The 14,537-nt window shown below is 51.9% G+C and carries 11 protein-coding genes, 2 pseudogenes and 1 riboswitch; of the genes and pseudogenes, 2 read left to right on the plus strand and 11 right to left on the minus strand.

All coding sequences use genetic code 11. The features are described 5' to 3' along the window. Window positions 1-372: 372 nt before the first annotated feature. A riboswitch (FMN riboswitch) is annotated at window positions 373-491 on the minus strand. Between the two features lie 88 nt (window positions 492-579). The 3 genes from G614_RS0110015 to G614_RS27235 all read right to left on the minus strand — a co-directional run bounded on the left by G614_RS0110015 (window position 580) and on the right by G614_RS27235 (window position 3,857). Further along, window positions 580-1,170 (minus strand): nitroreductase family protein, encoded by a 591-nt coding sequence (locus G614_RS0110015; RefSeq protein ID WP_027641822.1) that lies wholly within the window; start codon window positions 1,168-1,170, stop codon window positions 580-582. 47 nt (window positions 1,171-1,217) lie between these two features. Beyond that, the gene (locus tag G614_RS0110020) at window positions 1,218-2,402 is read right to left on the minus strand and encodes an iron-containing alcohol dehydrogenase (protein WP_027641823.1); all 1,185 of its coding nucleotides are present in this window, start codon (window positions 2,400-2,402) and stop codon (window positions 1,218-1,220) included. A gap of 69 nt (window positions 2,403-2,471) precedes the next feature. Continuing rightward, on the minus strand, window positions 2,472-3,857 hold the full coding sequence (locus G614_RS27235) for an MATE family efflux transporter (RefSeq protein ID WP_044917559.1): 1,386 nt from the start codon (window positions 3,855-3,857) through the stop codon (window positions 2,472-2,474). Between the two features lie 644 nt (window positions 3,858-4,501). On the opposite strand from G614_RS27235, the gene G614_RS0110035 reads away from it, so the two are divergent. Then, on the plus strand, window positions 4,502-5,773 hold the full coding sequence (locus tag G614_RS0110035; RefSeq protein ID WP_027641824.1) for a M23 family metallopeptidase: 1,272 nt from the start codon (window positions 4,502-4,504) through the stop codon (window positions 5,771-5,773). Window positions 5,774-6,146: 373 nt separating this feature from the next. Here G614_RS0110035 and G614_RS27240 read toward each other — a convergent pair. Continuing rightward, window positions 6,147-6,395: pseudogene (locus G614_RS27240) on the minus strand (recombinase family protein); the annotation flags it as partial. A gap of 214 nt (window positions 6,396-6,609) precedes the next feature. Between G614_RS27240 and G614_RS0110050 the strand changes: the two are divergent. Next, entirely contained in the window at window positions 6,610-6,879 is a 270-nt protein-coding gene (locus G614_RS0110050) for a hypothetical protein (RefSeq protein ID WP_027641825.1), read from the plus strand. A gap of 146 nt (window positions 6,880-7,025) precedes the next feature. Here the strand turns inward: G614_RS0110050 and G614_RS0110055 are convergent, their stop codons facing one another. From G614_RS0110055 to G614_RS0110085, 7 genes and pseudogenes are all read right to left on the minus strand, one after another. Then, the gene (locus G614_RS0110055) at window positions 7,026-7,817 is read right to left on the minus strand and encodes a sugar phosphate isomerase/epimerase family protein (protein WP_027641826.1); all 792 of its coding nucleotides are present in this window, start codon (window positions 7,815-7,817) and stop codon (window positions 7,026-7,028) included. Continuing rightward, the gene (locus G614_RS0110060) at window positions 7,786-8,964 is read right to left on the minus strand and encodes an ABC transporter ATP-binding protein (protein ID WP_027641827.1); all 1,179 of its coding nucleotides are present in this window, start codon (window positions 8,962-8,964) and stop codon (window positions 7,786-7,788) included. Before G614_RS0110060 ends, G614_RS0110055 begins: the two co-directional genes overlap by 32 nt. A 39-nt stretch (window positions 8,965-9,003) precedes the next feature. After that, entirely contained in the window at window positions 9,004-9,828 is an 825-nt protein-coding gene (locus G614_RS0110065) for a carbohydrate ABC transporter permease (RefSeq protein WP_027641828.1), read from the minus strand. Further along, a complete protein-coding gene (locus tag G614_RS0110070) occupies window positions 9,818-10,708 on the minus strand; it encodes a carbohydrate ABC transporter permease (protein WP_027641829.1) in 891 nt (296 codons plus the stop codon). Before G614_RS0110070 ends, G614_RS0110065 begins: the two co-directional genes overlap by 11 nt. 90 nt (window positions 10,709-10,798) lie before the next feature. After that, on the minus strand, window positions 10,799-12,235 hold the full coding sequence (locus tag G614_RS0110075) for an ABC transporter substrate-binding protein (RefSeq protein ID WP_027641830.1): 1,437 nt from the start codon (window positions 12,233-12,235) through the stop codon (window positions 10,799-10,801). A gap of 296 nt (window positions 12,236-12,531) precedes the next feature. Then, a pseudogene (locus G614_RS0110080) lies at window positions 12,532-13,086 on the minus strand (UxaA family hydrolase); the annotation flags it as partial. A gap of 97 nt (window positions 13,087-13,183) precedes the next feature. Further along, window positions 13,184-14,521 (minus strand): tagaturonate reductase, encoded by a 1,338-nt coding sequence (locus G614_RS0110085; RefSeq protein ID WP_027641832.1) that lies wholly within the window; start codon window positions 14,519-14,521, stop codon window positions 13,184-13,186. Between the last annotated feature and the right edge of the window lie 16 nt (window positions 14,522-14,537).

The following is a 14,537-nucleotide window of genomic DNA, read 5'->3' on the forward strand; positions in this document are numbered from 1 at the left end:
AGCTTTACTCCGTGACAGCGAATGTTTTATCGCCACTTTCACGTCCGTGAGACCTCCCCGGGTACTCACACGTTCTTTCCCACTTATACCTGCCCCGTTTACTGCTGGCGTTCCGTGCAGTTATTGGACTTTAGTTTGTTAGGCAACCTCATCCACGCTTCACAGCCTATCCGGACAACTTTTACAGGCCAGTGGTTTGCCTCCGGCTTCCTTCAGACCCCACCTCACGATGACGCCCTTGCCATTGGCTGCACCCTTCCCACTGCCGGGCGGGTCAGGGACTTTCACCCGTTAGAACGTGCGCCCGCCGGGCGCACCTATAAAAGCCCCGGATACGAAAATAATCCGGGGCCTGTTCATCTGCCGCTTACACACCTTCTTCTCTCATCCAGACTATACTGTCGGTTTTGGAATCGCACCAAATCAGCCGCCGTAGCGGGTCGCGGACTATTACCGCCGGTAGGGAATCACACCCTGCCCCGAAGAACTTATTTTATTATAGCTGAATCATAGCACACATGGAGGTGGTTGGCAATAGGCTGCGCCATAATTTCTGCATTTCAGACTTAACGTTCAGACTCAGCGTTTCCAGACCACCACATCCTCCAGCCTTTTGCGGGGACGGGGGGACGGCGACTCCTCCGCATAGCCAAAGGCCACTGCCGCCACCAGCTCATCCCCGCAGTCCATCCATCCGCACAGTTCCTCATAGGCGAAGAATATGTCGCATATCCACAGGCTGCCGATTCCCATATCCGCTGCTTCCAAAAGCATATTCTCAATGGCAGCGCTGACAGACTGGATATTACAGAGCTCATAAATCCGTTCCTCGTCATCCAGGGAGGCAAACATCCCTTTTCCCTCTGAATTCAAAACAAATATGACCACAGGCGCCTGTTCCATGATTCGGACCGTGTACTCCGCGCCTCCCAGGTGCCTGCTGCTGTCCGGCAGCAGTGCCCTGCCTGTCTTCTCCCGCTGGATTCCGGCCCGGAACGCCCTCAGCATGTCCGCCTTTGCCTGGCCCTGGATGACCATAAATCTCCACGGCTGCCTGTTCTTGGCTGACGGGGCCTTTATCCCGCTTTCCACAATTTTACAGATAACCTCATCCGGTATCTCCCTGTCTGAAAACCTGCGTATACTCCTGCGGCTGTCGATTGCGTCCATTCTCCGTCTCCTTATTATCTTCCGGGTATGCCAAACTCCTATGCTCCCTACTCCCCCATGGCCATCCTGTAAATTTCCATCATCTCTTCCTTGCCCAGTTCCCGGATACCCGGCAGGGTGCGTTTGCCCATGTTGGTGCATTTCTCAGCCATCTCTTCCAGGCGTTCTTCCTCCACGCCCAGTTCTTTTAGGGTGGAGGGCATACCCAGGCTCTTATAAAAATCCTCCGTGGCCTGGATTCCTGCCAGGGCCGTGTTCATGGGGCAGTCAAAATCCATGTCTATGTTCCACACCCGGACAGCATACTGGGCAAAGCGGTTTACATCGGAAGGACACACAAACCTGGCCCAGGACGGCCACAGGGCTGCCAGACCTGCCCCATGGGCAATGGAGGGATACATGCCGGAAAGCTCATGCTCCAGCTGGTGCACCTGCATGAGGAAATTCCTTCCTGCCCCTGTCAGTCCGTTATGAGAAAGGCTTCCTCCCCACATAAGGGCGGCCCTGGCCTCATAGTTATCCAGCGCCTTATCGGCAATTCTGCCCGCCTCCACCGTGGACTTTAAAAGGGCCTCGGCTATGCGGTCCGTCAGTTCCGTGTCCCTGGTCTTGCTGAAATACCGCTCCAGTGTGTGCATCATGATGTCCACCGTGCCGCAGGCTGTCTGGTATTTGCTTACCGTGCAGGTCAGCTCCGGGTTGCAGATGGAAAACAAGGGGCGGTGGGTCACGCTGTTAAAGCCCCGCTTAAAGCCATTTTCTTCGTTTGTAATAACGCAGGAAGCGCTCATCTCGCTGCCGGATGCAGACAGGGTGAGGATAACGCCAACCGGCAGCGCCTTGGCCGGAACCGCCTCCTGGCGGAAATAGGTCCATACATCCACATCCGGATTCCCTGCGCCGTCTGCTATACATTTGGAAGAATCAATCACGCTTCCTCCTCCAACGGCCAGCACCAGGTCCACGCCCTCCTTCAGACACAGGCTGATGCCCTCCTTGGCCTTTGCCAGGGTGGGATTGGCCTGTACGCCTCCCAGAGTCACATACTGTATTCCCTCCGCCTCAAGGGCTCCTGTAACCGCGTCCAGAAGACCTGTCTTCTTAGCGCTGGCCCCGCCGAAATGCACCAGCACCTTCTTAAATCCATATTCCTTTACAATCTTTCCTACCTGCAGATGGGTATCCTTTCCGAATATCATCCTGGTAGGTGTGAAAAACTCAAAATTCTCCATTATGTAATCCTCCTTCATGCCGCGTTTACCGCTGTCTTCATTATACATAAATCAGGGGTGTTTTTCCACTTAAATCTGCTGTCTGTTTTTCCCTTGGCCTTCTTTTGCTTCTCCCATTTTCTTCTCCCACCTTCCCCGCCTGAAATACCAGGCTCCTGCCAGGGCCGGCAGCAGGGGCGAAAGGGCCTGCCCCAGGCATATTCCCGTAAATCCAAGACCCATCAGGGAACCCAGAAGCCAGCTGAAGGCCAGGCGCACCACCACGGAGTCCAGCAGGGAGTTGACCATTGCCACGCAGGCAGCCCCCACGCCGGTGGCAAAGGAATCATAGGTATACATGGCCGCATATACCAGACTGTTTGCGCAGCAGCAGATGCGCAGATACAGCACGCCGTATTGGGCCACAGCCTGATCAGAGGGCGCAAACAGGGATATGATGCGGACGGCGGATACCTGGACTGCCAGAACCGCGCACAGCGTGACCGCCAGATTAAGCGCCAGCCCTGTCCTCACTGTCTCCCTTACACGTCCCGTCTTACCTGCACCCATGTTCTGGCCCGTCATGGCTGTCACAGCCTGTCCCACGGCCCAGCAGGGCATGCCTGCAAAGGTATTGACTTTGAGTCCGATTCCCACGGCGGCAGCCACTTCCATGCCATGGGCATTGAACATACCGGTAATCAGCAGATAGGAGAGATTGACCACCACCATCTGTACGGCGGACGGCAGTCCCACTGACAGAATGGAAACCAGCCTGTCCCATTTTACAGCAAAGCTCCTCCGCCTGAACTCAAAGACAAAATCCTGCCTCCGCAGATGAACCACGGAAACCGCAAAGGATACGCCCTGGGAGAAAACAGTCGCACAGGCAGCGCCCTTTGTCCCCATGCCCCATACCCCCACCAGCAGGATGTCCAGTATGATGTTCACCACCGTTGCCACCAGGACAAAATACAGGGGGCTTCGGGAATCCCCCATGCCCCGCATGACGGCGCATACAGCATTGTAGCCAAAGACGCAGATAGTCCCGCAGCAGATGATAAACATATAGTCACACGCATCCTTCATGGCGGCCTCCGGCACGCCCAGGAGTCTGAATACAGTGGGGTAGCCGGCCAGTCCTGTCAGTGACACCAGCACTGCTGCCGCGGCTGACAGGGAAAACAGGGTGCCTATGGTCTCCCTCTGCCCTACCCTGTCCCCTGCGCCCTTGCACCTGGCTGCCAGAACAGTTCCTCCGATGGTCACGCCCGTACATATGGAATTGATGATAAAACTAATCATGGATGCGTTGCTGATTGCAGCCAGCCCTGTGCTGCCCACCACATTTCCCACCACCAGCATGTCCACGATGCTGTAAAAGGATTGAAGAAGGTTCGCCAAAAACAGTGGGATTCCAAAGCGGATAAGCTGTTTTGTGATATTTCCTGTTGTCAGGTCCTGTTCAAGATTCATGATATTCTCCTCCGAATAAAGTAAAAGCAGAAGGTCCCGCATCAATGCGTAAAACCTTCTGCTTTAAGTGTTTCCTGCGCAAAAATGACGCAGTTCCTGCTCCCATGTCCGCTCAAGGACATACGTCCCCCGGACCGCGCAAAAGGCCGCAGACGAAACATCGCTGCGGCCCGAAAATCCATCATTCACTGCACGGCAAAGCCCGCTAATAGAAATACACTGATTCCATTAGCCCATGTACTTAAAATTCCAGCTCTGCCGATGAAGCGCCAGGGGCTGTCCCTGTCCTGTCTTTTACTCCGTACAATGCTTCATCTTATCCATTTGTCCGGAGCGTATCCAATGCACAGTTTCATGATGTTTAACCTTTTCGAATTCAAATATGATTCTTTTATTGTAACCTGCCGCACAGGAAGTGTCAAGGCCGGCTTCACAACAGATTATCCCGAAACTCCCTCGCCATCTGTTCCTGCCATCCCCCTCCACAGGTCCCCTGGGCCAGCCTGGCCAATGCCTCGCCGGGGAACCGGCGCCACATACAAATTGCCCCCTCTCCCCTCGTTCATGCATAAAACAGCATGGACAGACATAAGATTACTCCAGGACCCATATTTCCCGAAAGGGTGTCAGGAGGCGGTTATACCATGAGATTCTTCCGAATGCTCCGGGAGCATTTACATATCAGTACAAAGACAGTGATTTACGGGGAAATGCTGGTGCTGAGCCTGCTGTGTCTCGGCATCTTCCTGTTTAAGACAGACCCGGGCCAGGCAGTCATGAGCCAGGCCTCCAGGCTGGCCGGATACATGAATCCCCTGGAAAACACGGAAGGCGCAGACCCGGGCAGAACAGGGACAGATAAAAAGACAGATAAGAAAGCGGATAAAAATAAGGATTATATCAAATGGGTGGACTTTGGCGTCACCTCAGAGGCAATGAACCAGGCATTCCGCCTTGACGTGGACACATGTCAGGCTGACATCCACCTGAACTGGGTGGATTTACTGGCCTATCTGGGGACCCGTTACGGCGGAGACTTTTCAAAATATAAGCCGGAACACATGACCGCGGTGGCGGAAAAGCTGAAAAACGGAGAAACCACCATGGAAGAATTGACAAAAGACATGAAGTATTACTCTTATTACCGTCAGGCTTACGGGGCTGTATTAGACGGCATGGTAGGGCAGTTTGAGGCAGAGATACCTGCAAGCCAGGCCCCGGCCGCTTATCTTCCCTCAGGCGTAGCAGGGGGCGCCCCCGGAGACCCCGCCACGGTTTGGGTGACAAAATACGGACTCAAGGCATTTTCCCCCATCGCCAAGGGCTTTCCCTACAGTGATTTTGACGACTTCGGCGTGGCCCGCAGCTATGGCTTCAAGCGCCAGCACCTGGGCCACGACATGATGGGCCAGGTGGGGACTCCGGTGGTTGCCGTGGAATCCGGCTATGTGGAAGCCCTGGGCTGGAACCAGTATGGCGGCTGGCGGCTGGGAATACGCAGCTTTGACCACAAACGCTACTACTATTACGCCCATCTGCGCAAGAATTATCCCTACCAGTCAGGCCTGGAGGTGGGCAGCGTGGTGCAGGCCGGGGATGTCATAGGCTATCTGGGACGCACTGGTTACAGCCGCACAGAAAACACCAACAACATCGACGACCCCCATCTCCACTTTGGCCTGGAACTCATATTTGATGAATCTCAAAAGGACAGCAACAATGAAATCTGGGTCAGCTGTTATGAACTGGTAAAATTCCTGAATCTGAACCGCTGCGAGACGGTAAAGGTGGAGGGCACAAAGGAGTGGAAACGGTTGTACGGCATCAAGGACCCGTTGGTTCCGGTACAGCCGGCTACGCCGTCCCAGACCGGGCCTCCGACGAAATCGCAGGCAGAATTAAAAACAGAATCATAGTCACATTCCACCAAAAGGGCGCATCCTCTTTTGCATGTCACATACAGAAGAAGCTGCGCCTTTTATTTACCTGCGGTTTTTCTTACCCATGGCCTCAATTCACCCATGGATTCTCTTCTCACCCGCGGCTGTCCCTCTCGCCCACCACAGCCACTCCGCCGTTCTTTAAGAACTCCTGCAACGAGCGTATGGAAATCATCGTTCCTGCTATGGCAAAGCAAGGGCGTGACCGAAGCACTCAAAGCGGCTGACCAAATGGAATGGGTGCGCCAGCTCCTTTTGATCCTTGTGCAGCTCCCACAGGAGAGGTCATTGGCAGATGCGCCGTAATCACGCCGCTGGGATATAATACCACGGAAACAAAGGTTTACGAAAACCAGAAGGCCATATAGAGAAACGGCGCAAACTTATTGCTGTTCTGGCCATCACTGTCCACGCTGTTGGCAATCGCAACAAAGTGAATGCCGTGCTGACGGAACATGACCTCGGTGTAAAAGCCTGTCTGCAAATAATCTCTGCCGATTCGGCTCATGTCCTTTACGATCACATGGGCAACCTTACCGGCTTCAATATCTGCGATAAGCTGCTTCCGCGCAGGGCGTTCAAAATTGCCGCCACTCCAACGCCTTCTTGTAGCCGTAGATGCCGCGGTAGGAAAGAAAACGTTTTAAAATAGATGGAAAAATATTCATGAAGTCTACCAATCAGGTTCTTTTCGTTGTATAATGAGTTTGTCGTACAGGGTCACTTTCCTTTGTATATTTTGTTGGCAAACTAATTATACACCAAAGTGTCCTGTACGATATTTTTTCCCACTGGCAGAAATGGAGGCATCTATGTTCGGAATAAAGAAAAAGACAGAAGTGTTCATGACCAACGACCTGGAATTATACACCACCGTACATCAGGCCCTGAAGGCCGGACAGATTCCCTATGAAGTAAAGGTTGTCAATACCGGCACCCAGAACAGACGGACCGGCACACTCATCGTCAGGGTGGGCGAACGGCCTGAGCTGGAAATCCAGTACTATATCTATACGCCCCGGGAATTTGCGGAGAGGGCGAAGTATGTGATTGATGAATATAGGAAGAATTTGTCCCGGTGAGGATGTCTGAAAAATCATCTTTCGTAACATAATCCTGCATTAAATACAATAGTCTTACGGAAACGGTCAGTTACTGTTACATATAAAAAAGCGCGGACAAATATTCAATCTGCGCTTTTGACTATTGAGCTGTATTTTCCAAATTATTACAAACTATTTTCAAAGGCCAGCAGCCGTTCCACATCCTCCACAATACCCTGGCAGTCATCCGCTGTCTCCATGCCGTACTCCACTACCAGGTCAGCCTGAGGGGTATATTCCCTGGCCCATGTCATAAAGCTTTCAAAATCCAGGGTTCCGTCTCCAATCCGCCTGTGGCTGTCGTGAACTCCGTCATTGTTGTGAAGATGGTATGCCAGAATCTGCCCCCGGAGACGCTCCATAACGCTGCGCAGGTCCCAGCCATTGGCATGGGCATGGCCGATGTCTATGAGCACCGGGTACTTTTCCGTCCGGCACAGGGAGACAAACTCATTCTCATCCAGCAGCATATTGTTCCGGTCCATAACCCCTGCATTCTCCACTGCCACCGGTATTCCAAAGGGACGAAACAGTTCCTCCACCCTGCGGTAATTCACGCAGGAATCCCTGAGCATCCTCTCCTTATCCCTGACAACACAGTTGTTGTGATGAAAAACCAGATAACGGCTGTTAAGTTTCTCTGAATAACGAAGGGTCTGCTCCACCAGTTCCATGGTATACTCATAGCCCGGGGTTCCCTGGGGCGCCGAGTGCTCCGCCTTGTAATAGGGACCGTGAAAGCTGATGGGAACACGGCTTAAAATGTCCATGCTCTCCTCAAGAAGAGGGGCAAATATCTGCTGGTGGAACATGGGAAATACTTCCACCCCCACCTGTCCCCTCCATTTTTCCGCATAGGGCAGAACTCTCTTAAACTCCTCCGCCTTATACATATTGGTACTGATGAGCAAAGCCATTGTCGTTCTCTCCCTTCTTTTTGGCGACCTTTGGGAGTATATGCGGCTCCTTGGCGGCCCTCAGCTGTTCAGGATAGCCCAGGGATACCTGGGTGGTCCTGTCAAAGAGATGGATTCTGTCAAAATCCGGCTGGATGTATACGTTCTCTCCCGGAGCAGGGATATCGCCCTCGCTCACAGCGATAAACTCCATATTGTCCACCTGCACGTATACGCCGTACCGGTTGCCGTAATCCTCCACGTACTTGACGGTTCCTTCCAGGGTATTGTCCTGGTGCCTGCGAAACAAAACCATGTGCTCCGGACGGATTCCCAGGAACAGGCGGCCGGACTCGTTGCGTGAGGCCAATCCGGACCACATGTCCGGCAGCCAGATCACCTGTCTTCCAATCACCAGCGTTCCCTTGGTGTAGGATGCCTCCACAATATTCATGGAGGGGGAGCCGATGAATTTTGCGGTAAATACATTGGCCGGACGGTTGTATACATTGGAAGGGGTGTCAAGCATCTGCATTTTCCCCTCGTGCATCAGTGCTATGCGCTGTCCCACGGTCATTGCCTCAATTTGGTCATGGGTTACATAAATAAGGGTCTGGTGGTACATCTCATGGATTTTCACCAGCTCCTTCCTGGCCCGCAGCCTCAGCTGGGCGTCCAGGTTGGAAAGGGGTTCGTCCAAAAGAAAATAATTCGAGCGCTTCACCACTGCCCTGGCCAGCGCGACCCTCTGGCGCTGGCCGCCGGAGAGGTCCTTAGGCCTGCGATCCTCCAGTCCCTTCAGGTCCAGCATATCCAGGACCTCCGAAAGTCTGGTCTTTATCTCCGCCGGATCCATCTTGTGGGCCTTTAAGCCGTAAATGATATTATTTTGCACCGTCATATGAGGAAACAGGGCATAGTTCTGAAATACCATGGACACATTCCTCTCCCCGCAGGGAACATCATTTACCAGACGGCCGTCCATATAGAGATTTCCCCCGCTGAGCTTCTCCAGACCCGCAATCATCCGCAGGGTGGTGGATTTGCCGCAGCCGGAAGGTCCCAACAGAATCAGGCGCTCTCCTTCCCTGATTTCCATATTCAAATCCTTTACGATTACATTTTTGTCATAAGCCTTTACTACATGGTCAAATACTATGTTTTTCATTTATTTCTCCTTATTTGATTCCCTTGACCGCGAACTCCCCTAACCCTTGATGCCCGACATGGCAAAGGTGTTTATGATGTATCGCTGGAACAGGATATACAATGCCAGCGGAATAATCATGGTCATGACGGAAACAGCCATTGCTATGGTAAATTCCGTCCCTCCCTCCGCGCTTATGTACATCTGCAGGGCCAGGGACAGGGTATAATTCTCCTTGCTTTTCAGTATAAGAACCGGCCACACATACTCGTTCCAGGAATTGATGAAAAAGATAATTCCCGTGGAAATGATGGAAGGCCGCACTAACGGGATGATGATATCCCTCATAATTTTCAGATTCTTCACATTCTCCATCCTGGCCGCCTCGATAAGAGCTCTGGGGATTCCCCGCATGGACTGGCGCAGAAGAAAGATTCCCAGCACATCGGCCAGCTGGGGCAGTGCCACGCCCCATATCTTGTCGCTGAGGCCGATTTTGGAAATCATCAGATAGTTGGGAATCATGGTAACGGTAAATGGTATGAACATAGTGGCCAGCATGATAAAGTACAGGATTCCCTTGCCCCTAAAATCAAAATACACAAAGGAATATGCTGCAAACAGGCTGGTAATGGTCTTAAAAATGGTTACAGTGGCAGCAATCAAAAAGGTATTCATGGTAATCCTTAAAAAGGGCAGCTTGCTAAATACATGGATGTAATTCTGCACCGTGGGTCTTGCCGGGATAATCTGAAACACCGTATTGAAGGCATCCTGCATGGTCTTAAAGGAATTGGACACAGCAAAAACAATGGGCATCAGGAGAAGGAACACGGTACACAGAAGAAGCAGGTGCCATCCCGGCTGCATTTCTTTAATTTTCATAATATACCCCCTTTTCCACAAACCGGAATTCCAGAAGCAGCAGTACAATGAACAGCACCATGGTAATCACTGACACGGCTGATGAGGTGCCGGTGCGGTATAGGGTAAATGCCTCATGGTAGGACATGTATATCAGGTTGGAGCTGGCGTAGTTTGGGCCGCCCTGGGTTACCACCTTGATGGGCGTGAACACATACTGAAGTCCCTGTACAATGGTGGTGATAAACACGTAGATTCCGGTAGCCGAGCTCATGGGGACCACCATGTCACGGAATATTTTCCACAGGGGAATGTTGTCCAGCCTGGCCGCCTCAATGACCTCTGTGGATACCCCGGACACACCTGCCAGTATGATGATAAAATTATAGCCGAACACCTTCCAGGAGGTGATTACGCTCAGCACCGCGATGACCCAGCCCTCTGTCTTGGACCAGAAGGGAAGGGCCAGGCCAAAGTACTTTAACACAAGGGCCGCCGGGCCGGAAATGGGATTCAGAATCCAGATATACAGGATGGAACCCACCACCAGGGAGATGACGCTGGGAAGGAAAAACACAGCTTTGTAAAATCCCTGTCCCCTCTTAATCACCGCTGACAGGATGAAGGAAAGGATGTAGGGCAGAACAAAATTCAGTATCAGCAGTACAAGGATATACACCACCGTATTGCCTGCAATCTTCCAGGAATTCGGGTCCTTAAAAATGGCTGCATAGTTAGCCAGCCCCACAAACTTTTTCACCGGTTTCACCATATTCCACTCAAAAAAACTGAGATAGACCGTATAAAACAAAGGATAAAACATGAATACCGCAAACACTGCCAGGGATGGCACAAGAAACAGATATCCCAGTAATGTCTGCTTTTTTTCTTCCTGATTCAATCTGACTTTACCTCCATAAAGGGGCAGGTACCCCCAAATATTCCGGGGATACCCCCTCCAATTTATTGTAAGCGGCTGTATGCCAACCGGTTACTGTACTGCCAGCAGCTGGTTGATGGCATCCTGTGTTGCCTTCATGCCCTGCTCTGCCGTCACCTGTCCGCCCAGAATCTGGTCCCTCATGTCTAAGAGCATCTGCTCTGCCTGAAGGCCTGCGTCTCCCGGGAACGCTGTCCACGGAACCACTCCGTCCATCTGCTCGATGGCCGCGTTCATCATCTTGTTCTCAGCCAGGAATGTCTTAAGTCCGTTCTCCGCCCCGGCCACATCCTTTCTGGGAGGCACATAACCGGTACCCTCTGTCCAGGCTGCCATGGACTCCACGCTGTAGAGGAACTTCTCAAATTCCCATGCCGCCTTCACCTGGTCGTCGCCCTGGGCCGTAATGGCCAGGAAGCATCCGCCTGCCGGAACCATGCGCTCCTTGTCATTCCACAGAGGGGATTTTACGGTTGCAACGTCAAACTGCGCTCCCTTCTGTACGGAAGCCCTTCTGGCAATGGTGGTGTAAAGCATGGCGCAGTTGCCGTCGATAAAGCTCTGGCAGCCTTCCTCCCAGGAGATATGTAAAGCGGTCTGGTCCTTCACCATATCAGCCATCAGCTGCATGGCTTCAATTCCATCCTCCGTGGCAAAGGCGGCCTCTTTTTTGCCTTCTGCGTTGGTGGTCAGCATCTTAGCCCCGCTGCTTTCAATCAGTCCCTGCTGAGCCCAGAAATCTGCGGGCTCCTGCATATAAAATCCGTACTTTCCGGTCTTTTCCTTAACGGTCTTTGCAAACTCGCTGACCTCCTGCCAGGTAGTTGGGCCGTCTTCCGGAAGTCCTGCCTCTCTTAAGATATCCTTGTTGATGTAGAGAACCGGATTACTCAAAGAATACGGGATGCCCACCTGTGAACCCTCGCTGTTTACAGCCAGCTCAAGGACATTGGGAAGGAATTTGTCCTGAAGGAAACCGGCATCCTCCTTGTCAAACTTGTCAATGGCTTCCTGAGGAGACACATAGGAGAAGTTATTGGAGAAATAATCCAGGAACGCCCAGCCAATCTGCACCAGCGCCGGAGAATTGCCCGCTGCCGCCTCTGCCTGAAGGTTCTGCATCAGCCCCTTATACATGTCCGGGTTGTATTTTGCCACTACCTGGATGTGATCGTTGCTTTCGTTAAACTGCTTAACCAGCTCGTCTACCACCAATCCTCCCTGTGTTTCCGCGTTGCAGTGCCAGTATTCGATTACTGTTTTTCCTCCGGAGGAGCTGTTTCCTTCCGCCTTTGTTTCTGTATTGGTTTCTGTGTTGGCTTCCGCCCCGCTTCCTGTCTGGTTTACCGCCGCCACGCTGGTCTGGGCATTGGATGCGCCCGTGTTATCCTGGGCTCCGCTTCCCGCCGCAGCCGCACCGCAGCCGGATAATACAGCCATTGAAGCTGCCATGGCCAATGCCATCAAAGATATTACACTTCTTCTCATTACTCCATTTCCTCCTAATCATTCCGTGGTATGTTCTTATCTTAAAGATTGAATGTAAATTCCGGAAGATAAAATCTGTAAAATCTTTGCAAGAAATTGGAAAAAACAAAGCACGGACCCAATCCTTCGTCCGTGCTTTAATCCGTAAATCTGCCATATCAATTAATCCGCCCGCCGTACAGGCAGGCCTGAAATTCCCGAATCCGCTCTATCCTTCTACAGTGTAACTCCCTGCTTAAAGATAGCCAAATCATGAAAGCCAGCTTCCTCTGGCCCAGAAGCTCCATGGCAGCCTACATTTCATCCTCACAGTCCTGGCATTGCAGGAATTTCACCCGTTCCGGGTCATACTCCCCGATATAGTCCATCAGAACCGGTATATTGCAGTTTTCACAGCCCAGTCCCAGGACCAGCACACCGCCCGCGTTGGGATGATGGATGATGTCAGCCAGCACCTTCCTGGTATTCTCCTGGTCCTCTCCCATCTGGGAGCATCCGTATGGATGGGCAAATGCAACTCCATTGTGGCCACTGAATTCACGCAGCCTACCGTGGGAAGAAACCACAACTCGTTGCGCACTCCTCAGCACATCTCCCAGGGCAGTGCGTACATTATGGATATGCACCCAGACCCCGGGCCGGATCTGCCGGGAGGCATATCCGATACGGCAGCCGTATTTGATGACAGGCGCGCCCTCCGGCATTTGGCAAACGGCAAACTTGTGTCCCTGGGGAATATCCTCCTTTAAGACCACCGTATTTTGGTCCGTCTCAACCGTACTTCCTTTGGGCAGCGGCTTTAACGCCACTGCCACCGTATCTTCCCTGTTGATTTTTATAAACTCCTGCATATGACTCTTCCTCCGGGTCTGCACACTGTTGTACTCCGCATATTATTTTACCTCTTCATATCATCGGATCTCGCACATCATTTATCCCTGACGGCATTTACTCCGATTCACTCAGAACCGCATCATATGCCTTATCCATGCCCTCTGTCTCAATCAATTCATACCACCTCTTCACATCCGCGAGAAGGGGACTTAAATCCTGTCCCCAGTAATCTTCCCTCTTTAAAATGTCCTCCACCGGGGCTGTCTTCATGAAATCCATGATTTCCTGGCCGTCATTGGCATCATCGGTGCGGTAAAACGCCATGAGGGCTGCCAGTGAAAAGGTAAGTCCCTGTGGGCAGGAACCGAACATATCCCTGTATTCCAGTATGGTAGGCAGTACCCTTGCGCGGAATTTGGACACGGAGTTAAGCGCAATGGAGAGGAGCATATGCTTTATAAAGGGGTTGGAGAACCGCTCCAGCACTGCTTCTCCGAATTTCCGGTTGTCTTCCGTATCGCCAATGGCCGGTATGATTTCCCTGAATATGCATTTGCGTAAAAGGGCGGACACCTTTTCATCCTTCAGGCACTCTCCCACTGTCTTAAGTCCATATAAATGGGCTCCCAGCACCATGGAAGTATGGGCTCCGTTCAGGATGCGCACCTTCCTCTTTTTATACGGATCCACATTGTCGGTCCAGACCACATTAAAGCCGGCCTTTTGCAACGGAAGCTCATCCTCATGGCTTCCCTGGATGACCCACAGGTGAAATATCTCAGCCGTATCCATCATATTGTCCTGTTGGCCAATCCTCCGGCTAAGCTCCTCATGTTCATCCCTGGGGAATCCTGTGACAATGCGGTCCACCAGGGTGGAGCAGAAATCATTTTCACGTACAAGCCATGTCTTAAATTCCTCTCCCAGCCCCCACAGATCCGCGTAACGGAGACAGCATTTTTCCAGCTCCTCGCCGTTGTGGTCAATCAGCTCACAGGAAAGAATGATGAATCCCTTAAGGCCCAGCCGGAACCGCTTATATAAAAGCTGGGTCAGTTTGCCTGGGAATGACATGGCCGGCGCATCCGTAAATTGGTTGGAATCCACGTACTCAATTCCTGCTTCCGTGGTATTGGACACAATAAAGCGGAAATCCGGGTTCTCAGCCAGCTTCATATAGGACTCAAAATCACCATATGGATTCACGCACCTGGATATGATGTCAATATGAGTATGCTCATCCACCACCTGTCCATTATCAATGCCTCTGAGGAACAGGTTGTACTCACATCCCTGCTGCTCCAACACGCTGCACATCCCTTTTTCAATGGGCTGGACTATGACCACAGAGCCGTCAAACAGCCCTTTGTCCTGCAGCTTTTGGAAAAAATAATCTGCAAAGCCTCTGAGGAATCCGCCTTCGCCAAATTGAATTACTGTTTCTTTTCTCATTTTATTTTCCTCTTCT

The sequence above is a fragment of the [Clostridium] clostridioforme AGR2157 genome, assembly GCF_000424325.1.
In the GTDB taxonomy this organism is placed as follows: domain Bacteria; phylum Bacillota; class Clostridia; order Lachnospirales; family Lachnospiraceae; genus Enterocloster; species Enterocloster clostridioformis_A.